The organism is Pantoea sp. GM_Pan_4 (assembly GCF_026541005.1).
Classification (GTDB): domain Bacteria; phylum Pseudomonadota; class Gammaproteobacteria; order Enterobacterales; family Enterobacteriaceae; genus Pantoea; species Pantoea dispersa.
Map to the genome: position 1 here is coordinate 217,909 of NZ_JALNUZ010000006.1, position 24,782 is coordinate 242,690.

General features: G+C 58.3%; 24 protein-coding genes. 19 read left to right on the forward strand and 5 right to left on the reverse strand.

Features of this window, described 5'->3' with window-relative positions:
* Positions 1–450: 450 nt before the first annotated feature.
* The 6 genes from OXR61_RS14890 (at position 451) to speG (ending at position 6,041) form a co-directional block, all read left to right on the forward strand.
* On the forward strand, positions 451–2,019 hold the full coding sequence (locus OXR61_RS14890) for an ABC transporter substrate-binding protein (RefSeq protein ID WP_021506483.1): 1,569 nt from the start codon (positions 451–453) through the stop codon (positions 2,017–2,019).
* The gene (locus OXR61_RS14895) at positions 2,019–3,071 is read left to right on the forward strand and encodes an ABC transporter permease (protein WP_021506482.1); all 1,053 of its coding nucleotides are present in this window, start codon (positions 2,019–2,021) and stop codon (positions 3,069–3,071) included. The genes OXR61_RS14890 and OXR61_RS14895 overlap by 1 nt, the downstream gene beginning before the upstream one ends.
* Entirely contained in the window at positions 3,068–3,925 is an 858-nt protein-coding gene (locus OXR61_RS14900; protein ID WP_031279350.1) for an ABC transporter permease, read from the forward strand. The genes OXR61_RS14895 and OXR61_RS14900 overlap by 4 nt, the downstream gene beginning before the upstream one ends.
* Positions 3,915–4,748, forward strand: coding sequence for an ABC transporter ATP-binding protein (locus OXR61_RS14905; RefSeq protein ID WP_021506480.1), 834 nt, complete (start codon positions 3,915–3,917; stop codon positions 4,746–4,748). The genes OXR61_RS14900 and OXR61_RS14905 overlap by 11 nt, the downstream gene beginning before the upstream one ends.
* On the forward strand, positions 4,741–5,406 hold the full coding sequence (locus tag OXR61_RS14910; RefSeq protein ID WP_021506479.1) for an ABC transporter ATP-binding protein: 666 nt from the start codon (positions 4,741–4,743) through the stop codon (positions 5,404–5,406). The genes OXR61_RS14905 and OXR61_RS14910 overlap by 8 nt, the downstream gene beginning before the upstream one ends.
* Before the next feature lie 89 nt (positions 5,407–5,495).
* Positions 5,496–6,041, forward strand: a complete 546-nt coding sequence (gene speG, locus OXR61_RS14915; protein WP_021506478.1) for a spermidine N1-acetyltransferase — start codon at positions 5,496–5,498, stop codon at positions 6,039–6,041.
* Positions 6,042–6,168: 127 nt separating this feature from the next.
* On the opposite strand, the gene OXR61_RS14920 is transcribed toward speG, so the two are convergent.
* From OXR61_RS14920 to OXR61_RS14935, 4 genes are all read right to left on the reverse strand, one after another.
* Positions 6,169–6,591 (reverse strand): hypothetical protein, encoded by a 423-nt coding sequence (locus OXR61_RS14920; RefSeq protein WP_058758247.1) that lies wholly within the window; start codon positions 6,589–6,591, stop codon positions 6,169–6,171.
* A gap of 99 nt (positions 6,592–6,690) precedes the next feature.
* Positions 6,691–7,623 carry a homocysteine S-methyltransferase gene (gene mmuM / locus OXR61_RS14925; protein WP_021506477.1) on the reverse strand — a complete coding sequence of 311 codons (933 nt, stop codon included), beginning with the start codon at positions 7,621–7,623 and terminating at the stop codon, positions 6,691–6,693.
* Complete coding sequence (gene mmuP, locus OXR61_RS14930) at positions 7,613–9,028, reverse strand: S-methylmethionine permease (RefSeq protein WP_021506476.1); 1,416 nt, start codon at positions 9,026–9,028, stop codon at positions 7,613–7,615. The genes mmuM and mmuP overlap by 11 nt, the downstream gene beginning before the upstream one ends.
* 132 nt (positions 9,029–9,160) lie before the next feature.
* Positions 9,161–9,499 (reverse strand): DUF2002 family protein, encoded by a 339-nt coding sequence (locus OXR61_RS14935; protein WP_021506475.1) that lies wholly within the window; start codon positions 9,497–9,499, stop codon positions 9,161–9,163.
* 149 nt (positions 9,500–9,648) lie between these two features.
* On the opposite strand from OXR61_RS14935, the gene OXR61_RS14940 reads away from it, so the two are divergent.
* The 11 genes from OXR61_RS14940 to emrB all read left to right on the forward strand — a co-directional run bounded on the left by OXR61_RS14940 (position 9,649) and on the right by emrB (position 22,204).
* Complete coding sequence (locus OXR61_RS14940) at positions 9,649–9,966, forward strand: DUF883 family protein (protein WP_021506474.1); 318 nt, start codon at positions 9,649–9,651, stop codon at positions 9,964–9,966.
* A 344-nt stretch (positions 9,967–10,310) separates the two neighbouring features.
* Positions 10,311–10,553 carry a glutaredoxin-like protein NrdH gene (gene nrdH, locus OXR61_RS14945; protein ID WP_021506473.1) on the forward strand — a complete coding sequence of 81 codons (243 nt, stop codon included), beginning with the start codon at positions 10,311–10,313 and terminating at the stop codon, positions 10,551–10,553.
* Between the two features lie 4 nt (positions 10,554–10,557).
* Positions 10,558–10,962, forward strand: a complete 405-nt coding sequence (gene nrdI, locus OXR61_RS14950) for a class Ib ribonucleoside-diphosphate reductase assembly flavoprotein NrdI (RefSeq protein WP_021506472.1) — start codon at positions 10,558–10,560, stop codon at positions 10,960–10,962.
* Complete coding sequence (gene nrdE / locus OXR61_RS14955) at positions 10,941–13,079, forward strand: class 1b ribonucleoside-diphosphate reductase subunit alpha (RefSeq protein ID WP_021506471.1); 2,139 nt, start codon at positions 10,941–10,943, stop codon at positions 13,077–13,079. The genes nrdI and nrdE overlap by 22 nt, the downstream gene beginning before the upstream one ends.
* Before the next feature lie 8 nt (positions 13,080–13,087).
* The gene (gene nrdF, locus OXR61_RS14960; RefSeq protein WP_031279347.1) at positions 13,088–14,047 is read left to right on the forward strand and encodes a class 1b ribonucleoside-diphosphate reductase subunit beta; all 960 of its coding nucleotides are present in this window, start codon (positions 13,088–13,090) and stop codon (positions 14,045–14,047) included.
* A 595-nt stretch (positions 14,048–14,642) separates the two neighbouring features.
* Positions 14,643–15,839, forward strand: coding sequence for a glycine betaine/L-proline ABC transporter ATP-binding protein ProV (gene proV / locus OXR61_RS14965; RefSeq protein ID WP_021506469.1), 1,197 nt, complete (start codon positions 14,643–14,645; stop codon positions 15,837–15,839).
* Complete coding sequence (proW, locus tag OXR61_RS14970) at positions 15,836–17,026, forward strand: glycine betaine/L-proline ABC transporter permease ProW (RefSeq protein WP_021506468.1); 1,191 nt, start codon at positions 15,836–15,838, stop codon at positions 17,024–17,026. The genes proV and proW overlap by 4 nt, the downstream gene beginning before the upstream one ends.
* Before the next feature lie 63 nt (positions 17,027–17,089).
* Positions 17,090–18,085 carry a glycine betaine/L-proline ABC transporter substrate-binding protein ProX gene (gene proX / locus OXR61_RS14975; protein ID WP_021506467.1) on the forward strand — a complete coding sequence of 332 codons (996 nt, stop codon included), beginning with the start codon at positions 17,090–17,092 and terminating at the stop codon, positions 18,083–18,085.
* A gap of 713 nt (positions 18,086–18,798) precedes the next feature.
* Positions 18,799–19,329: a transcriptional repressor MprA gene (mprA, locus tag OXR61_RS14980; protein WP_021506466.1), complete on the forward strand. Its 531-nt coding sequence runs from the start codon at positions 18,799–18,801 to the stop codon at positions 19,327–19,329.
* A 149-nt stretch (positions 19,330–19,478) separates the two neighbouring features.
* A complete protein-coding gene (gene emrA, locus OXR61_RS14985) occupies positions 19,479–20,651 on the forward strand; it encodes a multidrug efflux MFS transporter periplasmic adaptor subunit EmrA (RefSeq protein ID WP_222951720.1) in 1,173 nt (390 codons plus the stop codon).
* Positions 20,652–20,668: 17 nt separating this feature from the next.
* Positions 20,669–22,204 (forward strand): multidrug efflux MFS transporter permease subunit EmrB, encoded by a 1,536-nt coding sequence (gene emrB, locus OXR61_RS14990; protein WP_021506464.1) that lies wholly within the window; start codon positions 20,669–20,671, stop codon positions 22,202–22,204.
* 42 nt (positions 22,205–22,246) lie between these two features.
* Here emrB and OXR61_RS14995 read toward each other — a convergent pair whose 3' ends face one another.
* Positions 22,247–23,389, reverse strand: a complete 1,143-nt coding sequence (locus OXR61_RS14995; RefSeq protein WP_267412355.1) for a tRNA/rRNA methyltransferase — start codon at positions 23,387–23,389, stop codon at positions 22,247–22,249.
* Between the two features lie 156 nt (positions 23,390–23,545).
* Here OXR61_RS14995 and trxC point away from each other — a divergent pair, with 156 nt between their 5' ends.
* Together trxC and OXR61_RS15005 are read left to right on the forward strand one after the other, a co-directional pair.
* Positions 23,546–23,965: a thioredoxin TrxC gene (gene trxC / locus OXR61_RS15000; RefSeq protein WP_021313847.1), complete on the forward strand. Its 420-nt coding sequence runs from the start codon at positions 23,546–23,548 to the stop codon at positions 23,963–23,965.
* 76 nt (positions 23,966–24,041) lie between these two features.
* A complete protein-coding gene (locus tag OXR61_RS15005; RefSeq protein ID WP_021506462.1) occupies positions 24,042–24,734 on the forward strand; it encodes a tRNA-uridine aminocarboxypropyltransferase in 693 nt (230 codons plus the stop codon).
* Positions 24,735–24,782 lie beyond the last annotated feature (48 nt).

Consider the following 24,782-nt stretch of genomic DNA (forward strand, 5'->3'; position numbering starts at 1 on the left):
TCATGTGCATGATGCTATTCCCACGGGCATCAGCCCGCTGTGGTGTCATTATCAGGGAACAATCATCAGAAACAGGTGAGGATTGCTGCCCGCCATGTTGGCAAGCAGCGACAAAAGAATTCGCGCGTCAGCTTGCCTTGTATTGCCATCGATAAGGGTGACTGTCCAACTGAATTCTCCTGCGTGAAGTTGCGGCTATTATAGGAGGGCGAAAAGCGAAGTAAAGTTAATTATTCCGGGGTTCAGGTTGATTTAATTTTCGTTGCGATTTGGTTGATAAAGCGCGCGGGAATAAGGTGCGTCAGATTAATCCGACCGCGTTACGCCCTCTTGCTTATAACTGAAGCGCACCGCTTAGAACCTTACGGCATATGCATAGCCATAAATTGACTATTCTTCACTGTAGCGCTCTCGTAAACTCGCGTTACTTTTTTAAGGCAAGGAAACAACATGAAAAAAATTATTCCCTCACTGCTGGCGCTGTCGCTGGTAGCCGCCTTCTCCGCGCAGGCCGCCACGCCGAAAGATACGCTGGTGATTGCGCAGTCTACGGATGATGCGGACAGCTTTGATCCGGCCCAGGGCTTTGAACTGACCACGGTGCAAGCGTTCACTAACATTTATCAGCGCCTGGTGCAGTCCGATCCGGCCAATCCGACCGATCTTAAGCCAACGCTGGCCACGTCATGGCAGCCGGGCAGTGATAACCGCAGCCTGACGTTTGCGCTGCGCAAAGACGCGAAATTCGCCAGCGGTAACCCGCTGCGCCCGGAAGATGTCATCTTCTCGCTGGGCCGCGTGGTGAAACTCAACCTCGATCCGTCCTTTATTCTGACCCAGCTCGGCTGGAACAAAGACAACGTCGACAGCTTCCTGAAAAAGATCGATGAAGACCACGTACAGATTAGCTGGAGCGCCAACGTCAGCCCGGCCTATGTGCTGAGCCTGCTGTCCGCGCCCGTCTCCTCGATCGTTGATGAAAAAACCGCGCAGGCCAACGCCAAAAACGGTGATTTCGGCCACGCGTGGCTCGGCACCCACTCAGCCGGCAGCGGCCCGTTCCAGATTCGCAAAGTGGTGCTGCATGAAGCGATACTGCTCAGCGCCAACCCGACCTCACCGGCCGGTGCACCGAAGCTGAAAAACATTCTGATCAAAAACGTGCCGGAGCCGGCAGCGCGCCGTCTGCTGCTGGAACAGGGCGATGTCGATATCGCGCGTAACCTCGGTGCTGACCAGATCGCTGCGCTGAAGGGCAAAGCCGGCGTGAAGACCGAAGCGATTCCGATGGCGTCGCTCTACTACATTCAGTTCAACGTCGGTGCCAATCCCGTACTGAAGAACCCGGCGCTGTGGGAAGCGGCACGTTACCTGTTCGACTATAAAGGTATCGCCAATGACCTGCTGAAAGGCCAGTTTGAAGTGCACCAGACCTTCCTGCCGAAGGGTTTCCTCGGTGCGCTGAACGACACGCCTTACAGCTACGATCCAGAGAAAGCCAAAGCGATTCTGCAGAAGGCCGGCCTGACCAACGTCAGCTTTAAGCTCTCCACCAGCAATCAGCCGCCGTACCTTGATATCGCGCAGGCGCTGCAGGGCAGCTTCGCCAAAGGCGGCGTGAAGGTGGAAGTGCAGCCGGGCTTAAGCTCTGAAGTCTCCACCCGCGTGAAGGCGCATCAGTATGAAGCCACGCTCAACGCCTGGGGCGCGGATTATTTCGACCCGAACACCAACGCCGCGTCCTTCGCATACAACCCGGAAGATGGCAGCAAAACCATTGCTTACCGTTCAGACTGGCACATCCCGGAGCTGAGCAAACAGACGCTGGCGGCGACGGCCGAAGCCGACAGCAATAAGCGCGTTGCGCTTTATCAGGCGATGCAGCGCGAAGTGCTGAAGAACTCGCCGTACGTGATTGGCCTGCAGGCGCGTAACCTGATTGCGCTGCGCGACAATCTGCAGGGCTATGTGCAGGGAATCAACCCGGACATGGTGTATTACGCGCAGGTTTCGAAGTAATGGCAGCGTCAGCGTCATCGGCCGGGTTCGCCCGGCCACTCTGGCAGCGCTTCAGCCGTCTCGTCACCAGCCTGCTGTCGTTGCTGGTGACGCTGGTGGGTTTGTTAGCGTTTACTTTCATGCTGTCGCACCTGTCGCCAGTCGACCCGGTGCAGCAAATCGCCGGCGATCACGCCAGCGAAGCCACCTATGCTCAGGTGCGTCACGATCTTGGGCTGGATCAGCCGGTACTGGTACAGTTCTGGCGCTATATCAGCCATCTGGCGCAGGGCAATCTCGGCCTGTCGCACCTGACCAATCAGCCGGTCAGCGCCGACCTGATGCGCACCTTCCCCGCCACGCTTGAGCTGGCGACCTGTTCGATGATTTTCGCTGCGGTCTTCGGCGTGACGCTCGCACTGCTGGCGGCGTGGAAACCGGGCAGCGTCATCGATAATGTGGCGCGCTTTATCTCGCTGCTGGGCTACTCGGTGCCGGTGTTCTGGCTCGGTCTGCTGGGCCTGCTGCTGTTCTACGCCGTGCTGCACTGGTCCGCCGGTCCGGGCCAGCTGGATGATATCTGGATCTATACCCTCGAACCGAAGACCGGCTTTGTACTGATTGATAGCTGGCTCTCCGGCGATGCGGAAATGTTTCGCAACGCGATTGCCCATCTGTGGCTGCCGGTGGTGATTCTCGGCCTGCTGGCGATGGCAGGCATTACGCGCCTGCTGCGCGCGGCGCTGCTGGAAGAGAGCAGCAAAGAGTATGTGGTGCTGGCACGCGCCAAAGGCGCTGGCCGGGCGCGCATTCTGCTGCGTCATATTTTCCCCAACGTGCTGGGCACGCTGATCACCGTTATCGCCCTCTCCTACGCCACACTGCTGGAAGGGTCCGTGCTGACGGAAACCGTATTCGCCTGGCCGGGCGTCGGTCGCTACATGACCAACGCGCTGTTTTCCGCCGATGTTCCGGCGATTCTCGGCGCTACGTTGCTGATTGGCAGCTGCTTTATCCTGCTCAATGCCGTGGCCGACGCCCTCACCTGGTTAACCGATCCGAGAACCCGATGACTCAACAACTTCATGAACTGGAAACCGTGCGCCCGCGCCGGCGCCGGGCGCGTATCACCTCGCTGACCATCGGCCTGACGCTGGTGATCGTGCTGGTGGCCATGGCGCTGCTGGCGCCGCTGCTGGCGCCGTTTGATCCTAACGCGCAGGTGATTGAACAGCGTCTGCTGGCACCGTCGGCGCTGCACTGGTTCGGCACCGACGGCTTCGGGCGCGATTTATTGTCGCGCGTGATCTACGGTGCACGTCCGACGCTGCTGCTGGTGTCGCTGATTCTGGTGCTGACCATCCCGGTTGGCCTGTTAGTAGGTATCACTGCCGGCTACGTCGGCGGCTGGACCGAACGCGTGCTGATGCGCATCACCGATATTTTCCTGTCGCTGCCCAACCTGGTGATTGCGCTGGCGCTGGTGGCAATGCTGGGCCCGGGCCTGATGAACGGCGCACTGGCGCTGGCGCTCACCAGCTGGCCGCCGTTTGCCCGGCAGGCACGCGCGGAAACCCTGGCATTGCGCCGCAGCGATTACCTCGCCGCCGCGCGCATGCAGGGTATTACCGGCCTGCGCCTGATGTTTGGCCACATTCTGCCGCTCTGCCTGCCGACCGCCGTGGTGCGTGCCGCGCTGAGCCTCGGCGGGATTATTCTTTCTGCCGCCGGGCTGGGCTTCCTCGGCATGGGCGTACAGCCGCCAACCGCCGAATGGGGCTCGATGGTAGCAGAAGGCAGTAAAGTGATTTTCGACCAATGGTGGGTGGCGGCAGCGCCCGGCGCAGCCATTCTGTTCGCCAGCCTGGCGTTTAACCTGACAGGCGACGGCCTGCGTGACCGACTGGATACCCGCCATGCCAAATGATCTGTTAATTGATGCGCAGGGGCTGACGATTCGCAGCCACGACGCGCTGCTGGTGGATAACATCAGCTTTACCCTTGGCCGCGAACGCGTGGCGCTGGTCGGTGAATCCGGCTCGGGCAAATCCCTGACCGCGCGTGCGCTGATGGGCCTGCTGTCGCCCGCGCTGCAGCTGCAGGCTGACCGGCTGCGGGTGGCGGGCGCAGACGCCCTGCACCTGCGCGAGCGCGACTGGATTGGCGTGCGCGGCGGCAAAGTGGCGATGGTCATGCAGGACCCGAAATACGCGCTCAACCCGACGCGCACCATTGGCTGGCAGGTTGAAGAGCCGCTGGTGCTGCATCGCAAGCTGAGCCGCGCCGAGCGCAAAGAGAAAGTGTGCGAGATGCTGGACGCGGTGGGCCTGCCCGATCCACGCCAGCTGATGAAGCGCTATCCGCATCAGCTCTCCGGCGGCATGGGCCAGCGCGTGATGCTGGCGATCGCGCTGATTACCGATCCCGCTCTGCTGATTGCCGATGAGCCGACCTCGGCGCTCGATCACGCCATGCGCGATCAGGTGCTGGCGCTGATTCGTCGTCTGGTGGAGCAGCGCAATATGGGCCTGCTGCTGATCAGTCACGATCTGCAACAGGTTTCCGAGCACTGTCAGCGGGTGATGGTGATGTACAAAGGCCGCCTGCTGGACACGCTGCCGGCGGCGCGGCTGTCTGACGCCAGCCATCCTTATACCCGCACGCTGTGGGCCTGCCGTCCGGGTAAAGCGACGCATGGCGAACGCCTGCCGGTGCTGGATCGCGCGGCGCTGGAGAAGATGCATGATTGAATTAGCCAACCTGAGTGTCTCGCACAAACAGGGTTATGAACTGCGCACCGTGGTGCACGATGTGAACCTGCAGGTGGCGGCCGGCGAGTGTTTCGGTCTGGTGGGGCCTTCCGGCTGCGGTAAATCGTCGCTGCTGTGGGTAATGGCCGGACTGAATCCGCACTGGCGCGGCCAGATGACGCTGGCGAATACCGCCGTGCAGCCGGGCAAACCCTTTACCGGCCAGCTGCGGCGCGATGTGCAGATGGTGTTTCAGGATCCCTATGCATCGCTGCATCCGCGCCACCGGCTGCGCCGCACGCTGGCGGAACCGCTTAAGCTGCTGCGACGCGATAACATCGACGATCGCATCAACGCGGGCTTCCGCCATGTCGGGCTGGATCCGGCGCTGGCGGATCGCTATCCGCATCAGCTGTCCGGTGGACAGCGTCAGCGCGTGGCCATCGTGCGCGCCCTGCTGCTGGAGCCAAAGATCCTGCTGCTGGATGAGCCGACGTCAGCGCTGGATATGTCTGTGCAGGCCGAGATCCTGAATCTGCTTAACGATCTCAAACAGAATGATGGCCTGACGATGGTGCTGGTCAGCCACGATCCTGACGTGATCGATCATATGTGCGATCGCGCCGCGCGCATGGCGCAGGGCCGGATTGTTGGTTAGCATGGCATGAGCGCAACGCGGCGCGCTTTATCCCGAAGGTAGATTGCGCCGCTGCCCAACAGCCATTCAGTCATCTAAAGGAACACCGTATGACGGTAAAATTACGTCCGCTGGAGCGGGAAGATCTGCACTTTGTCCATCAGCTGGATAACAATGCCAGCGTGATGCGCTACTGGTTTGAAGAGCCGTACGAAGCGTTTGTGGAGCTTTCTGACCTGTATGATAAGCACATCCACGATCAGACCGAGCGGCGCTTTGTGGTGGAACACGACGGGCAAAAAGCCGGGCTGGTGGAGCTGGTGGAGATCAACCACGTGCATCGCCGGGCGGAGTTTCAGATCATCATCGACCCGGCGCATCAGGGCAAGGGCTTAGCCAGCAGAGCGGCAAAGCTGGCGATGGATTACGGCTTTTCGGTGCTCAATCTCTACAAGCTGTATCTGATTGTCGATCAGGAGAACGAGAAGGCGATTCATATCTACACCAAGCTCGGTTTCGAGGTGGAAGGCGTGCTGAAGCACGAGTTTTTCATCAACGGCGAGTACCGCAACACCATCCGCATGTGCATTTTCCAGCAGCAGTACCTGGCGCAGCATAAATCCGGTAATGCGATGGTGAAGCCTACCGCGCAATAAGTCAGTGCCCGTCATGAAACGGTGCGCCTGAAGGCGCACCCTACGAAAAACGGTGAAACGCACCACGTGAGTGTGGTTCAGGTCTGTAGGGTCGCCATTCATGGCGACCAGGTATCATGACAGCGCGTTATCCGCCGCGCGCGCCGACCACGTTGAGATGCGGCTGCGGGTGTGCTGGCTTCAGGTCATACATGCCGCCATAAAACGGATCGACCACCAGCCAGCCGGGGAAACCGAGCAGCGGAATATTGCCCAGTACGTACCACAGGTTGGCGCTGGCCTCGATGGGCAGCGTCAGCGGCACGTAGCCTGGACTCTCCAGCATCACCTGATAATGTTTCTTACCGAAATAAGTGCCATTGGATTTCGCCAGATCCACCGTCTGCGGCGTATAGCCCTGCGCCACCGCGCGGCCGGTTTCATCCTGCACGGTGAAACGCGCGCCCTGCGGCACAGAGTCAATTTTTACCGGTTGCGTTTCGGTGCCGACAATGGTGGCACAGCCGCTCAGCAGCAGCGCACAGGCGGGAAGAAGATGTCGCAGGTTCATAGCAGGTCCGCTTCAGAATCAGAAAGGACAGTCTAAACTGCCCTCTCTGCCTTTTCACTCGCCTCAATCGCGCTATCAGTGGCGCTTTTCTGCGCTTTATTACGGTTGACAACAGGCGGCAATCGCCGCGATATCCTGCGGCGTGGTGCGACAGCAGCCGCCAATCAGCAGGGCGCCCGCCTGTTGCCACTCGGGGAACTTATCGTGCAGCGTGCAGCCAGACGGCGCCGAGTGCCAGCTTTTGCTGACCGCATCATACTGCTCGCCGGAGTTAGGATAGACCAGCAGCGGCTTGTCCGTCAGCGCCTGTAGCGTTTGCAGCGCCGGCGTCACGCTCTCCAGCGCCACGCAGTTGAGGCCGACAGCGACCACCTGTGGCGCGGCATTGATGACTTCCGCCACCTTGCTCAGCGGCGTACCGTCACTCAGGTGTTGCGCATCGCGCAGCGTGAAAGAGAACCACGCGCTGCTGTGCGGAAACTCCGCCAGCAGGCTAATTAGCGCCTGAATTTCACCAAACGACGGCAGCGTTTCACACGCCAGCAAATCCACGCCCGCCTCCAGCAGCGCCGCCACGCGCGGACGGTGGAAATCTTTCATTTCAGCAGCCGGTAAGGCGTAGTCGCCGCGATATTCCGCGCCGTTGGCCAGATAAGCGCCATAAGGACCGACCGATCCGGCCACCAGCAGCGGTGCCTCGCTGCCAGAAGCAGCACGGTAATCGTCGCGCGCCCGCTGGGCCAGCGTCACGCTCTGGCGAATCAGCGCGCTGGCCTGGCCGCTATCCAGTCCGCGGGCTGCAAAGCCCAGCGGCGTCGCCTGATAGCTGGCGGTGATCGCCACGTTAGCGCCGGCGGCGAAATAGTCATAGTGCACCTGATAAATCAGTTCGGGATTTTCCATCAGCACTTTGGCCGACCACAGCGTATCGGCCAGATTACAGCCGCGCGCTTCCAGCTCTGTCGCCAGCGCGCCATCCAGAATCAGGGTATCAGTGTGGGTCAGGGCCGCAGCGATGGGGTTACGCGACATCATCGGTCTCCTTAGCGTTGAAAGCGTGTTGGCGTTTTTGCGTCAGATAATAAGCAGCGTAGCAGAACAGTACAAAAGGAATGCCGCACCATAGCGCGATGCGCTGTGACGGGTCAAAGGCCAGCCCGATGCACGCCAGCAGACACAGGGTAAATCCGAGGATTGGCACCAGCGGATAGAACGGCGCGCGGTACGCCAGCTGCTGCGGCGCATTGCCCGCCTGCAGATAGCGACGACGGAACATGTAGTGTGAGGCGCAAATGCTGAGCCACACCGCCACCACGGCAAAGCCGGAAATCGCTGACAGCGCCACAAACACCGTATCCGGCGCGATCACGCTGGAAAACAGCGCCAGCAGGCCACCGAGCATACTGACGGTGATGGCCAGCTGCGGAATGCCACGCCGGTTGACCCGGGCAAAGCAGCGCGGCAGCGTGTTTTCATTGGCCAGCGACCACAGCATCCGTCCCGAGGCGTACAGTCCGGAGTTCGCCGCTGACAGGATCGCGGTGAGGATCACGAAGTTGAAAATATCCGCCGCGTACGGGATGCCGATCTTTTCGAACACCAGTACAAACGGACTTTTAACGATGCCCGCCTGATCCATCGGGATCAGCGCGGCCAGCACAAACACCGTGCCGATAAAGAAGATGATCAGGCGCGCCACGGTGGTGCGAATCGCCAGCGGCAGCGCTTTCTGCGGCTGCTCGGTTTCACCCGCCGCAATGCCGATCAGCTCGGTCCCGGAGAAGGCAAAATTCACCGCCACCATGGTCATCAGAATCGGCAGCGTACCGTGCGGCAGCCAGCCGGAAGCGGTCAGGTTATGTAATCCCGGCGCCGCGCTGCCGTCTTTCATCGGGATGAACCCCAGCATCGCCGCCGCGCCCAGCACGATAAAGGCAATGATGGTGATCACTTTAATGATGGAGAACCAGAACTCTCCTTCGGCAAAGAAGCGCGTCGAGACAATATTCAGCAGATAAATGGCGACACAGAACACCAGGCACCACAGCCACACCGGCACCGTCGGGAACCAGTACTGCATGCAGAAACCGGCGGCGGTCAGGCTGGAGCCGAGCGCCACCGTCCAGGTGAGCCAGTAGAGCCAGGCCACGGTGTAACCGGTCGCCGGACTGAGGTAGCGCGCGGCGTAGACGTGAAACGCGCCGGTTTCCGGCATCGCTACCGCCAGCTCGCCAAGACACACCATCACCAGCCATACCACCAGCGCACCAATCAGATAGGCCAGCAGCGTGCCCGCTGCGCCGGTGGTGGAGATGATGTAGCCGGTGTTGAAAAACAGCCCGGTGCCAATCACGCCGCCGAGCGACAGCATCACCAGATGCCGCACCTTCATGCTACGCTTGAAGTTTGCCTGCGAAGGCGTCGGTTCAGTTTGCATTCTTTATATCCATATGGACGTCTAAACTTCTATATGGACACAGAGTTATACGCATCCGCGCGGCAATTTGCAACGTGGGAAAGGTAAGGATTGGGAAAGCGTGTGCGGCCCCGCCGCGACGGGGCACACCAGTCAGGCGCCGAAGACACCCTGCAGATAACGCTCCAGCGCCATGCGCGAGCTAAAACCGTGGGGAATACCGTAGTGCTCCTGCGAATCCCCCATCAGGTAGAGAGGGAACTGCGTGTAGTGGTCGCAGGTTTTCATCTCTGATGCGGGTTCAGCGAAGTGCTGACTTTTTTCTTTCAGGGTGGGATGAATGATCAACGCTGTGCGCCCCATGCGGGCTTCGCGATTCACATAGACATAGTTTTCGCCACGGCGATAACCATAAGTTTTGGGTGTCAGGACGTCCATTTCGAATCCTGCTTTTTCCAGTACGCGCGCTACCTCATCCGGACGTAAATACATGCTTGCTCCTCTCTTCTCACAGCCCCGCAACCTTACATCAGCACGACAGCACAGGACATTCGGAATTTCCCTAAAGCCTGGCACACGGCTGCGTTTAGTCACGTTTCGTCTACACTTAGTATTACGTTTTAAGTCAAAGGGAGCGAAAAATGTTTAATCGAACCAGCAAAAACGATGACATTGATATCAATCAGGATGTAAACGAACTGGCCGATTCGCTGGAAGCCTTACTGAAATCTTACGGCAGCGAAGCCAAAGATGAAGTGGATAGCGCACGCAGCCAGGCGCAGGCCCTGCTGAAACAGACGCGCGCTAAACTTAACGGCAGTGGCAACCGCGTGACTCAGGCCGCGCGCGATGCGGGTTATCAGGTGGATGCCTACGTGCATGACAAACCGTGGTACGGCGTGGGTGTCGGTGCCGCCGTGGGTCTGGTGCTGGGCGCACTGCTGATGTCACGCCGCTAAATCGCTAAAAATCATCAGGAGCCTCGCGTATGCGGGGCTTTTTTTTTGCGCGTCACTCCGCATTAGCGCGCCGATGCGACTGCTGTCAGGCTGGTTAAAATTGCCGCAAAACCCTTTACAAAAATTTTTTCCCTGCGCCAGGGCGCATCATCGCTGGCATTCGCCCTAATCTGACTACTTAAATCACAAAACCCTATATCTGGTGGGCTTGACCACCAATACCACTACATCTAGTATTCAACACATCAGCTCGATACCAGATATCAGCAGGGACGACGTTCGCAGCAAAAGGGTTTTTGCTTCGTATCTCGCAACCTGACCACAACCAGAGGGAAATACGAATCATGCGCATTATTATTTACACTAAAAGCCAGTGTGTCCAGTGTGACGCCACCAAAAATGCCATGGATCGCAGTGGCATCGACTACCAGCTGATTAACCTCGATAGCCAACCGGAAGCCATCGATCAGCTCAAATCGCTCGGCTATCGCCAGGTGCCTGTCGTAATGACGCACAACGACCACTGGAGCGGCTTCCGTCCCGACAAAATCGCCGGCCTGCGCCAGCTCGCTGCCGTCGGGGGATAAAGCGATGTTTCCACTGGTCTATTTTTCCAGCCAGTCGGAAAACACGCACCGGTTTATCACCCGTCTCGGCCTGCCTGCGCGGCGTATTCCGCTCGACGCCACGCAGCGCCTGCACATCGACCAGCCCTACATTTTAGTGGTGCCGAGCTACGGCGGCGGCAGCGCGCGTGGAGCAGTGCCGAAACAGGTGATTCAGTTCCTTAATGATGACGCCAACCGGCGCGGTATTCGCGGTGTGATTGCTGCGGGCAATCGCAACTTTGGCGCGGGCTTCTGCCTGGCCGGCGACATCATTGCGCAGAAATGTCAGGTTCCTTATCTCTACCGCTTTGAGCTGATGGGAACCGCCGACGATATTGCCCATGTTAAAGCGGGAGTGACCCAATTTTGGCAACGACAGACACCCTGAACAGCACACAGCTGGACTACCACGCGCTCAACGCAATGCTGAACCTGTATGACGCCGATGGCCGCATCCAGTTCAGCAAAGATCATGAAGCCACACGCCAGTTCTTCCTGCAGCACGTCCAGCCCAACAGCGTGCCATTCGACTCGCACGGCGAGCGTCTGCGCTATCTGGTGGCCGAAGGCTATTATGAAGCCGGGGTGCTGAACCAGTACGATTTCGCCTTCCTGTGCCAGCTGCACGAAGAGGCTGACGCCTGGGGCTTCCGTTTTCACACCTTCCTCGGTGCGTGGAAGTTTTATACCAGCTACACGCTGAAAACCTTCGACGGCAAACGCTATCTGGAAACCTTTGAGCAGCGCGCCTGTATGGTGGCGCTGACGCTGGCGCGCGGTAATGAAACGCTGGCGCGGGAACTGCTGGCCGAGATGCTGAGCGGTCGCTTCCAGCCGGCTACGCCCACCTTCCTCAACTGCGGTAAACAGCAGCGTGGCGAGCTGGTCTCCTGCTTCCTGCTGCGCATTGAAGACAATATGGAGTCGATTGGCCGCGCGGTGAACTCGGCGCTGCAGCTGTCGAAGCGCGGTGGCGGCGTGGCGTTTCTGCTCTCCAACCTGCGTGAGTCCGGCGCGCCGATCAAGCGCATTGAAAATCAGTCGTCCGGCGTAATTCCGGTGATGAAGATGCTGGAAGATGCGTTCTCCTACGCCAATCAGCTTGGTGCGCGTCAGGGCGCGGGCGCGGTGTGGCTGAATGCGCACCATCCGGATATCCTGCGCTTCCTCGATACCAAACGTGAAAACGCTGACGAGAAGATCCGCATCAAAACGCTGTCGCTCGGCGTGGTGATTCCGGATATCACCTTCCAGCTGGCCAAAGAGAACCGCGATATGGCGCTGTTTTCGCCTTACGACGTTGAGCGTATTTACGGCAAGGCGTTTGCTGATATCAGTATCAGCGAGCACTACGAGGCGATGCTGGCCGACGATCGCATTCGCAAAACCTTCATTAAGCCGCGCGACTTCTTCCAGACGCTGGCGGAAATTCAGTTTGAGTCCGGCTATCCCTACATCATGTATGAGGACAGCGTGAACCGCAGCAACCCGATTGCCGGTCGCATCAACATGAGTAACCTGTGTTCGGAGATCCTGCAGGTTAACAGCGCCAGCGAGTATCACGACGACCTGAGCTATCGCCGCGTCGGCAAAGATATCTCCTGTAACCTCGGCTCCCTGAATATCGCCCACGCCATGGACTCGCGTAATCTGGCGCAAACCGTGGAAGTGGCGGTGCGCGCGCTGACGGCGGTTTCCGAGATGAGTGACATCACCTCCGTGCCGTCGGTGGCGGAAGGCAATCGCCGTTCACACGCTATCGGTCTCGGGCAGATGAACCTGCACGGCTATCTGGCGCGTGAGGGTATGGCTTACGGTTCGCCAGAGGCGCTGGATTTCACCAACCTCTATTTCTACTGCGTGACGTATCACGCCCTGCGCACCTCCAACCTGCTGGCGCAGGAGCGCGGCACGAGCTTTGACGGCTTTGCGCAGTCGCAGTACGCCAGCGGTGCCTATTTCGATAAATATACCCAACACAGCTGGCAGCCGCGCACTGCCCGGGTGGCGCAGATTTTTGCCGATGCCGGCATCGCCCTGCCCGACCAGGCGGACTGGCAGGCGCTGCGTGCGTCGGTGATGCAGCACGGTTTGTATAACCAGAACCTGCAGGCGATTCCGCCGACCGGTTCCATCTCTTACATCAACCACGCCACGTCGAGCATCCACCCGATTGTGTCGCGCATTGAGATCCGTAAAGAGGGCAAAACCGGCCGCGTGTATTACCCGGCTCCGTTTATGACCAATGACAACCTTGAGCTGTATCAGGATGCCTACCAGATTGGTCCCGAAGCGATTATCGATACTTACGCCGAAGCCACCCGGCACGTCGATCAGGGCCTGTCGCTGACGCTGTTTTTCCGCGATGACGTCACGACGCGCGATATTAACAAAGCGCAGATCTACGCCTGGAAGAAAGGCATCAAAACCCTCTATTACATTCGACTGCGTCAGATGGCGCTACAAGGCACGGAGGTACAGGGCTGCGTTTCCTGTGCACTGTGATGATGACTATGCAACTTAAACAGATTCAGGCGATTAACTGGAACCGCATCCAGGACGAGAAAGATCTCGAAGTGTGGAACCGTCTTACCAGCAACTTCTGGCTGCCGGAGAAGGTGCCGCTGTCCAACGATCTGCCGGCATGGCAGTCGCTCGACCCGCAGCAGCAGCAGCTGACGATTCGGGTGTTTACCGGTCTGACGCTGCTCGACACCATTCAGAACGTCATTGGCGCACCGGGGCTGATGGAAGATGCGCTGACGCCGCACGAAGAGGCGGTGCTGTCGAACATCAGCTTTATGGAAGCGGTACATGCGCGCTCTTACAGTTCGATCTTCTCCACGCTGTGTAACACCGCCGACGTGGATGCCGCTTACCGCTGGAGCGAGGAGAATGCCGCCCTGCAGAACAAGGCGAAAATCGTGCTGGATCACTACCGCGCCAGCGATCCGCTGAAGAAGAAAATCGCCAGCGTCTTTCTGGAGTCGTTCCTGTTTTACTCCGGCTTCTGGCTGCCGATGTACTGGTCAAGCCGCGGCAAGCTGACCAACACCGCCGATCTGATTCGGCTGATTATCCGTGATGAAGCGGTACACGGTTATTACATCGGCTATAAGTACCAGAAAGCGCTGGAAACCGTTGACGACGCGCGCCGCGCTGAGCTGCAACAGTTCGCCATCGATTTACTGCTGGCGCTGTATGAAAACGAGGTGGTGTACACCGAAGCGCTGTATGCCGACGTGGGCTGGGCCGAAGAGGTGAAAACCTTCCTGCATTACAATGCCAACAAGGCGCTGATGAACCTGGGTTACGAAGCGCTGTTCCCGGCTGAGCTGACGGCGGTGAATCCGGCGATTCTGTCGGCGCTGTCGCCCAACGCCGATGAAAACCACGATTTCTTTTCGGGTTCCGGTTCATCCTATGTGATGGGCAAAGCGGTTGAAACCGAAGACGAGGACTGGAATTTTTAGTCGCGTGCGGTGCGCGGTAAAGGGTGCGCATTTGCACTGTAAGCGGTGCGCATCAATGCGCACCCTACGGTTGGGTTAATCATGCCCTACGGCAGTTATGTTGATGCATCAGTAGGGTCGGCATTTATGCCGAACGGAACCCGCCCCAGCGGTTAGGTTGATGATACATCCACAGGGTCGGCATTCATGCCGACCAGGTTAATTTCATGCCGATTCCACCACGATCTGATCATTCATTTTCCTCTCCTGCATTCCCGCCGTCCCCCCGAAATAACGTTAATTCCGCGCGTGATTATTTTACTTATTTAGCGCCATTCATCGCCGGAATATTTCGCCTGACTAAGCGTGATTTATCCGCCTTCCGGCAATAATTCTGGCCGAAACCGGTTTAATTTCACAAAAAATTCAGAAAAAATTTATCCCGTCTCATCCCTTGCAGGCACTGGAATTAGCCACTGTCGCGCCATACGTGTCACACCAGATATTTCCGTTAAGGGTTGTCAGATAATCTCACTATGCTACGGTATAGGCGCTTAAATTTACGCAGGGTACAACAAGAAATAGTCAGACATTTAACCAGGAATTTCATTACTGCATGGCAATTAAACTCGAAGTAAAGAATTTATATAAGGTATTTGGCGATCATCCCGAAAAGGCATTTAAGCTGATTGAAAAAGGCGAGAGTAAAGAGAGTATTCTGGCGAAAACCGGCCTCTCACTCGGCGTCAAAAATGCCAGTCTGGCCATTGAAGAAGGCGAGATCTTTGTCATTATGGGGCTGTCCGGCTCCGGCAAGTCCACTATGGTTCGCCTTCTCAATCGTCTGATCGAGCCGACACGCGGCCAGGTGATTATTGATGGCGTCGATATTGCCAAAATATCCGACGCAGAATTGCGTGATGTGCGCAGAAATAAAATCAGCATGGTATTCCAGTCATTCGCACTGATGCCGCACATGACGGTGCTAAATAATACGGCCTTTGGCATGGAATTAGCTGGCGTGGCGCTGCAGGAACGGCAGGAAAAAGCGCTCGACGCGCTGCGTCAGGTTGGACTGGAAAATTATGCTCACGCCTGGCCTGATGAACTCTCCGGCGGAATGCGTCAGCGTGTTGGATTAGCCCGCGCACTGGCGATTAATCCGGATATATTGCTAATGGACGAAGCCTTTTCCGCACTTGATCCATTAATTCGCACGGAAATGCAGGATGAACTGGTAAAACTGCAGGCGAAACATCAGCGCACCATCGTGTTTATTTCCCACGATCTGGATGAAGCGATGCGTATTGGCGACCGCATCGCCATCATGCAGGGCGGCGAAGTGGTGCAGGTCGGCACGCCGGATGAAATCCTCAATAATCCGGCCAACGATTATGTGCGCACCTTCTTCCGCGGCGTGGATATCAGTCACGTCTTCAGCGCCAAAGATATCGCCCGCCGCAGCGCCGGCGCGCTGATTCGTAAGGCCGCCGGTTTCGGTCCGCGTTCGGCGATCAAACTGCTGCAGGATGAAGACCGCGAATATGGCTACGTGCTGGAGAAACAGAAATTCATCGGCGTCGTCTCCACTGACTCGCTGAAAGCGGCACTCGCCGCCGGTGAAGGGCTGGATAACGCGCTGCTCGACGCACCGCTGGCGGTTCCTGCCGATACCTCGCTTAACGATTTGCTCTCTCATGTCGCGCAGGCGCCCTGTGCGGTGCCGGTGATCGGCGAAGATCAGCAGTACGTCGGTATCATTTCCAAAAGCACGCTGTTACGCGCTTTAGATCGTGAAGGAGCCCAGCCATGAGTGCACAAAACGCCAATCCATGGGAAAGCGCCAGCCAGACCAGCGCACCACCCGCCACCAGCAACGCCGCCGCAGCCAGCAGCGATCCGTGGTCCGCGACAGGCAGCAGCACACCGGCTGACAGCAGCGCCAGCGCCGCCGATGCCTGGGGCAACGCCGCCGGCAGTACATCGGATGCTGCCAGCAGTGGTGGACACGATGCCGTCAGCAGCGCCGCCAGCAGCAGCGACTGGCTGAGCAGCGCACCGGCCGCGGCACCGGAGCACTTCAGCCTGCTGGATCCGTTCCACACCACGCTGATTCCGCTGGATCGCTGGGTCACCGAAGGCATCGACTGGGTAGTTACCCACTTCCGCCCGCTGTTTCAGGGCATTCGCGTGCCGGTGGATTATATCCTCAGCGCCTTCCAGCAACTGCTGATGGGTCTGCCTGCGCCAGTGGCGATCGTCGTGTTTGCGCTGATTGCCTGGCAGATTGCCAGCCCGGCGATGGGCCTCGCCACGCTGATATCGCTGGTGCTGATTGGCATGATCGGTGCCTGGTCCCAGGCGATGGTGACGCTGGCGCTGGTGCTCACCGCCCTGCTGTTCTGCGTACTGATTGGCCTGCCGCTTGGCATCTGGCTGGCGCGCAGTGAGCGCGCGGCGCGCATCGTGCGGCCCCTGCTGGATGCGATGCAAACCACGCCGGCGTTCGTCTATCTGGTGCCCATCGTCATGCTGTTTGGTATCGGCAACGTGCCGGGCGTGGTGGTGACGATTATCTTTGCCCTGCCGCCGGTGGTGCGTCTCACCATACTCGGTATTAAGCAGGTGCCGGCTGACCTGATCGAAGCCAGTGAATCTTTCGGTGCCAGCCCGCGCCAGATGCTGTTCAAGGTCCAGCTGCCGCTGGCGATGCCGACCATTATGGCTGGCGTCAATCAGACGCTGATGCTGGCGCTGTCGATGGTGGTCATCGCCTCGATGATTGCCGTTGGCGGTCTGGGCCAGATGGTGCTGCGCGGTATTGGCCGTCTCGATATGGGGCTCGCCAGCGTGGGCGGCGTCGGTATCGTGATCCTCGCCATCATTCTCGACCGCCTGACGCAGTCGGTAGGTCGCGACAGCCGCAGCCGTGGCAGCCGCCACTGGTACAGCAGCGGGCCGCTGGGTTTGTTGCTGCGTCCATTCAGTAAAAAAGCCTGATTTCTTTGGGCGGCCCGCTGCGGTCGCCCGTCTCCGACGTCACACGTAAAATAAGGAATGACTATGCGCAAGACAGCTCTATTCGCCGCCGTCCTGACCACGGTTGCCGCGACGCACGTGTCCGCCGCCGACCTTCCGGGCAAAGGCATTACCGTTAAACCGGCTCAGAGTACCATTTCCGAAGAGACCTTCCAGACGCTGCTGGTGAGCCGCGCGCTGGAGAAGCTGGGCTACACCGTTGAGAAGCCGAGTGAAGTGGATTACAACGTGGCTTACACCACCATTGCCGGCGGTGATGCCACGTTTATCGCTACCAACTGGCAACCGCTGCATGACGACATGTACAAAGCCGCCGGCGGTGATAATAAATTTTATCGCCAGGGCACCTACGTCAGCGGTGCCGCGCAGGGTTATCTGATCGACAAGAAAACCGCCGATCAGTACCACATCACCAATATTGAGCAGCTGAAGGATCCAAAGCTGGCCAGACTGTTTGATACCAATGGCGATGGCAAAGCAGACCTGACCGGCTGTACGCCTGGCTGGGGCTGTGAAGCGGTGATTAACCATCAGATCGAGGCCTACAAACTGAGCGATACCGTGGTACACAACCAGGGTAACTACTCGGCGATGATTGCCGACACCATTACGCGCTTCAAACAGGGTAAACCGATTCTCTATTACACCTGGACGCCATACTGGGTCAGCGACGTGCTGAAGCCAGGCAAAGATGTGGTGTGGTTACAGGTACCGTTCTCCTCACTGCCAGGCGCGCAGAGCAAAGTGGATACCAGACTGGCCAACGGCGCCAACTATGGCTTCCCGGTGAACACCATGCATATCGTGGCCAACAAAGCCTGGGCGGAGAAGAATCCGGCGGCGGCAAAACTGTTTGCTGAAATGAAGCTGCCGATTGGCGACATCAATGCCGAGAACGCCGCGATGCATGCCGGTCACGCCTCAGAAGCGGACATCAACGGCCACGTTGACGGCTGGATCAAAGCTCATCAGGCGGAATTTGATAAATGGGTCAGCGACGCCATGGCGGCGGCGAAATAAGCCCACACGGCACCTCGTCTCAGCCACGTGGTGCCGCCATTTTCCGCCCTCCCGCCCCGTCAGTAAGCGAAGCGTGCGCTATAGCGCACTGGTACGTCCTGTTAATTAACACAACATTGAAATAATTTTTTGGGTTACTATTACCCACATATGATTATTTACCCGCTTTTCCCACCAGCTATGTCTCCTTTCCGCCGCCCGCATCGGGTCTGTCGCGCCAGGATGAGTCTGCGTTATCGGTGGCATTCACCCTGCCACAGGCCGGTTATACCGCAGATGACGAACGGAATTCATCACGCCGCTGATGCTGCCGCGTTACCCGGACTAACCGGTGCCTTGTCGATTAACCCATTGATTTACTCCAGCAAAGCCGGCCGGGAAAAGTGTTTAGAAAACGTAAAGATCAATGCAAAGTGGTGAGCGATACTGTTCATTAATGATTGGCTTTGTTATGGTTAGCCACACAGTTATTCACCTAAGTTATTTTTACTCGCGAAATTATTCAATCCACTGAAGGTTTCGCTTAGCGAATTGATGACGATGGCGGCTTTGTCTGCAAAGCGGCTGGTCAGGGCGCAAAGCCCAGGGTTATGGACCGACCTGGAACGCCAGGTGCTGACAGTGTGACGGTGCAAACAATCACAGGCGGAAAATATGACTACGCTTAATCTGTCACCCTCATTATTATATTTGTTGCAACTAAGAGGTTTTTAATGGAAAGCTCGTTTACTCCCATTGAGCAGATGCTAAACATCCGTGCTAATCGCCACAAAGATTTTCCGCTGCAGGAGATCATCCTGACCCGTCTGTGCATGCACATGCAGGGTAAGCTGCTGGATAATCGCAACAAAATGTTGAAGGCGCAGGGAATTAACGAAACTTTATTCATGGCGCTGATTACGCTGGACGCGCAGGAAAACCAGAGCATTCAGCCTTCTGAGCTGAGCTCGGCGCTGGGTTCTTCCCGCACCAACGCGACGCGCATCGCTGATGAACTGGAAAAGCGCGGCTGGATCGAGCGTCGTGAGAGCGACAACGATCGCCGTTGCCTGCACCTGCACCTGACGGAAAAAGGTAACGAATTCTTACGTCAGCTGCTGCCACCACAGCATCAGAGCCTGCAGTATCTGTGGTCTTCGCTGACCGATACCGAGCAGGAGCAGCTGGAAGCCATCACGCGTAAGTTACTTAACCGTCTCGATAAAATGGACGAAGATCAGGTTATCGCTTCCCTGTCGCGTTAATAGCAAGAACTGCGACACAATCACCCACCGAAATCGCTATTTTAATCCCCTTTTATCCGGCCAGCGTTGCAAACGCTGGCTTTTTCGACTCGGGCGACCGTGTTGATGGATCAACACATCCCGACTAAATGGCAAACGTGGAGAACGACATGAGTGCGACAGCGGAAGCTCAAAGCCCGCAACAGCCCGCGAACAAAAAGAAGAAGCGCAAAGGTGCGCTGATCCTGCTGGCTATCGTGTTTATCGTGATTGGTGTGGGTTATCTGGCTTACTGGTATCTGGTGCTGCGCCACTTCCAGGAAACCGATGACGCCTACGTGGCAGGCAACCAGGTGCAGGTGATGGCCCAGGTTTCCGGCAGCGTGAATAAAGTGTGGTTCGAGGATACGGATCGGGTGAAAAAAGGCGACATTCTGGTGTCGCTGGATAAAACCGATGCGCAGCAGGCATTCGAGAAAGCGCAGACCGCGCTGGCCACCAGCGTGCGCCAGACGCACCAGCTGATGATCAACGGCAAACAGTATCAGGCCAGCATCAAGCTGCAACAGACCGCGCTGGATCAGGCCGAATCCGACCTGAAACGTCGTGAGCCGCTCGGTGCCGCCAATCTGATTGGTCGCGAAGAGCTGCAGCACGCGCGTGATGCCGTGGCCACGGCGAAAGCCCAGCTGGACGTGGCGATTCAGCAGTACAACGCGAACCAGGCGATGATCCTGAATACCGATCTCGAAAACCAGCCGGCGGTAAAACAGAGCGCTGCTGAGCTGCGCGATGCCTGGCTGGCGCTGCAGCGCACCGACATCCGCAGCCCGATGGACGGCTATGTCTCGCGTCGCAGCGTGCAGGTCGGTTCACAGATCTCCACCAGCACACCACTGCTGGCGGTAGTGCCGGCCACCAACCTGTGGGTTGACGCCAACTTTAAAGAGACGCAGCTGGCAGGCGTGCGCATCGGTCAGCCTGCCACGGTCATCAGTGATATCTACGGCGATGATGTGGAGTATCACGGCAAAGTGGTTGGTCTGGATATGGGCACCGGTAGCGCCTTCTCGCTGCTGCCAGCGCAGAACGCCACCGGTAACTGGATCAAAGTGGTACAGCGCCTGCCGGTGCGTATCGAACTCGATCCGCAGCAAGTGGCGCAACATCCGCTGCGTATCGGCCTGTCCACGCTGGTGAAAGTAGATACCCAGAACAAAGATGGCGCCGCGCTGGCCAGCAATGTCCGCACCCAGGCCGCGTATGAAAGTAACGCGCTGGCAATCGACCTTGCGCCGGTTAACCAGCTGATCGCTGACATTGTCCGTGCCAACGCGCAATAACCTCGCGGGAGGCTGTTATGGCACAAAAGCCGCTTGAAGGTGCGCCGTTAGTTCTGATGACCATCGCCCTGTCGCTGGCGACGTTCATGCAGGTACTCGACTCCACCATCGCTAACGTGGCGATCCCGACCATCGCCGGTAACCTCGGGGCGTCCAACTCGCAGGGCACCTGGGTGATCACCTCGTTCGGGGTGGCGAATGCCATCTCGATCCCGATCACCGGCTGGCTGGCAAAACGCGTCGGTGAAGTGAAACTATTCACCTGGTCGACCATCCTGTTCGCGCTGGCCTCATGGGCGTGCGGCATGTCCGAAAGCCTGGAGATGCTGATCTTCTTCCGCGTGATTCAGGGCGTGGTGGCCGGTCCGCTGATTCCGCTGTCGCAAAGTTTGCTGCTGAACAACTACCCGCCGGCCAAGCGCAGCGTGGCGCTGTCGCTGTGGGCGATGACGGTGATCGTTGCGCCGATCTGCGGTCCGATTCTCGGTGGCTGGATCAGCGACAACTATCACTGGGGCTGGATCTTCTTCATCAACGTGCCGATTGGCGTGGTGGTGGTGATGCTCACGCTGCAAACCCTGCGCGGGCGCGAAACCAAAACTGAGATCCGCCCGATCGATATGGTCGGTCTGGTGCTGCTGGTGGTGGGGATTGGTTCTCTGCAGGTGATGCTTGATCGCGGTAAAGAACTCGACTGGTTTGGCTCAACCGAAATCATCGTGCTGACGGTGGTCGCGGTGGTGTCGCTGGCCGTGCTGCTGGTGTGGGAGCTGACCGACGATCACCCGATTGTCGATTTGTCGCTATTTAAGAAGCGAAATTTCACCATCGGCTGTCTGTCGATTAGTCTGGCTTACATGCTGTACTTCGGCTCGATCGTCCTGCTGCCGCAGTTGCTCCAGGAGGTATACGGCTATACCGCCACCTGGGCTGGACTGGCATCGGCGCCGGTGGGGATCATTCCGGTGATTCTGTCGCCGATCATTGGCCGCTTCGCCCATAAGCTGGACATGCGGCGGCTGGTAACCTTTAGTTTTATCATGTATGCGGTGTGCTTCTACTGGCGTGCGTATACGTTTGAGCCGGGGATGGATTTTGGTGCCTCCGCGTGGCCGCAGTTTATCCAGGGGTTCGCGGTGGCCTGCTTCTTTATGCCGCTGACCACCATTACGCTGTCCGGCTTGCCGCCAGAGCGTATGGCGGCGGCCTCCAGCCTGTCGAACTTTGTGCGTACGCTGGCGGGTTCAATCGGAACGTCAATCACCACCACCATGTGGACAGACCGCGAATCGATGCACCACAGCTACCTGTCGGAATCGGTTAATCCATTCAATCCGAATTCGCAGCAAATGTATGACCAGCTGCAAAGCATGGGCATGACGCAGCAGCAGGCGTCGGCTTATATCGCACAGCAAATTACTAATCAGGGCCTGATTATCTCGGCTAACGAGATCTTCTGGGCATCGGCGGGGGTGTTTTTGGTCCTGCTGGTTCTGGTGTGGTTTGCCCGTCCGCCGTTTGGCGCAGGCGGTGGCGGCGGTGGCGCGCACTGAGTGACAGAAACAAAAACGGGCCACAGCGGCCCGTTTTTTTATTTATGCGTTCTGACGCCACCACTCGGCGAGCAGGATGCCGGTCGCGACCGAAACGTTGAGGCTTTCAACATTGCCGGTACCGCCAATCGACAGGCTGATATCGCCCTGCTGGAATGCGCTGTCTGACAGACCTTCACGCTCCTGACCCAGCACCAGTACCATTTTGGCTGGCAGCGCCGCCTGCGCCAGCGGCGTACCGGCGTGGCTGGATGTGGTCACGATGGTGTAACCGGCTTTGCGGAACGCTTCCAGACCCGCAGCAAAGCTTTCACCGCTGATCGCCTGAACGTGCTCTGCACCACCTTCAGCCGTGCGAACTGCGGCACCCGACTCCAGCAGCGAGGCATCATTGACCAGCAAACCTTTGACGCCAAAGTGCGCGCAGCTGCGCATGATACCGCCAAGGTTGTGCGGGTTGCTGACATCTTCCAGCGCCAGTACGCAGTCTTTGCTCTGCGCCTGCTGCAGCCATTCCGCCACCGGCATGCCCATGCGCTTCTTAATAATGAAGCACACGCCGCCGTGGTGTTCAGTCCCGGACGCTTTCGCCAGCTCGGCGTCGTCCACCACGTGATAGGCTTTGCGGTTTGCTGCCAGCCAGCGCAGGGTTTCGCGGAAGCGCGGCGTGACGCTTTGCACGAACCAGGCACGGACGATGCTTTCGGGACGGCTCTGGAACAGCGCCTGACAGGCGTTTTCGCCGTACACGCGCGTCTCTTCCTGACGCTGACGGCGAATCAGTTCCGGGTCGATAACCGGCTTGCTGCTGGCCGCTTCGTCACCCGCATCCGCTTCAGCGGCGACAGGCGGACGTGACACGGTGCGCCACGGTGAATCACTGAAGCCGCGATCGTCCCGATCGCTGCGACGCCCGCGCGCGCTATCGTCACGCGGATCGCGCGAACGGCCAGCATCATCACGTGGACCACGCGAACGCCCGGCATCATCGCCACGGGCGGTGCGCGGACGACCGCTCTCTTCATTATTACGGGTGCTGCGAGGACCAGAGCGACGATTCTCTTCCTGGCGCGCAGCAGGACGGCCGCCTTTGCCGGTACGGGGATTTGGCTTCTGACCGCCCTCCTCATCACGTACGTACATCACTTTTACCTTGCCGCTTTTGCCTTTAAATTCGTCGTTCATCTGTTCCTCCAGCATTGAGAGCGCGAAGATTACCTGATGTGTCGGCGCTTAGCTATCAACTATTGAACCTATTGCTTAATCCAGATTGAGCATAGCATTCAACCTTTTCATAATGTTCACCAATCCTAAGATTTACAGGTCCGGTTTGAGGTGACGATGAATACTGTATGTGCCTCCTGTCAGGCAACTAACCGCGTTCCAGAAGAACGTCTGGCCGACGGAGCCAAATGCGGTCGCTGCGGCGATGCGCTGTTTAGCGGTGAAGTGGTGAATGCCACGGCGGCCACGCTGGATAAATACCTGCAGGACGATCTGCCGGTCGTGGTCGACTTCTGGGCGCCATGGTGCGGCCCGTGCGTGAACTTCGCGCCGGTGTTTAAAGACGTCGCCGACGAGCGGCGCGGCAAAGTGCGCTTCGTGAAAGTGAACACTGAGGCGGAACCTGCGCTCAGCACGCGTTTTCGCATTCGCAGCATCCCAACCATTATGCTGTTCAAAAACGGTGAGATGGTGGACATGCTGAACGGTGCGATGCCGAAAGCGCCGTTCAACGAATGGCTCGACGAATCACTCTAATCCTCCAGGGCCAGCCACGTGCTGGCCTTGTTTTTGCCCTTCTATTACACTGGCGTTTTTCCCTGTCCGCGATGCTATGTCTGAAAATGCCGTCCTGCGCCTGCGTGCGCAGCGTTTAGCGCGTGCCACGCGCCCGTTTCTCGCCCGAGGCAACCGCGTGCTGCGCTGTCAGCGCTGCCTGCTGCCGCATAAAAACTGTCTGTGCGCGACCCTGCAGCCGCAACAGGCGCGCAGCCGGTTTTGCCTGGTGATGTTTGATACTGAACCAATGAAACCCAGTAATACCGGCCGGCTGATTGCCGACATTCTGCCGGAAACCCAGGCCTTTGGCTGGTCGCGCACCGAGCCCGACGCCGCGCTGCTGGCGGCGGTGCAGACGGCCGATTATCAGCCGATGGTGGTGTTTCCCGGTGCCTATGCCGATGCCGATCGCCAGGTGCTGACCACGCCGCCCACCGGCGGCAAGCCACCGCTGTTTATCATGCTCGACGGCACCTGGACCGAAGCGCGCAAAATGTTCCGCAAAAGTCCGTGGCTGGATAGCTTTACGGTGATGTCACTGAATGTGGCGACACCGTCGCGCTACACGCTGCGCGAAGCCCACGCGCCTGGCCAGCACTGCACCGCCGAAGTGGCCGCCGCGCTGCTGGAACAGGCAGGTGATGTCCCGGCGGCGCAGGCGTTGCAGCAGCACTTTGAACGCTTTCGTCAGGCCTATCTGGCCGGCAAACCCCACCATCCGATACACGCACAAACAGACAATTTCTGAAGCTGGCTCGCAGCCTGACATCGACAAATCGGCAACCGGCGTAAAAGC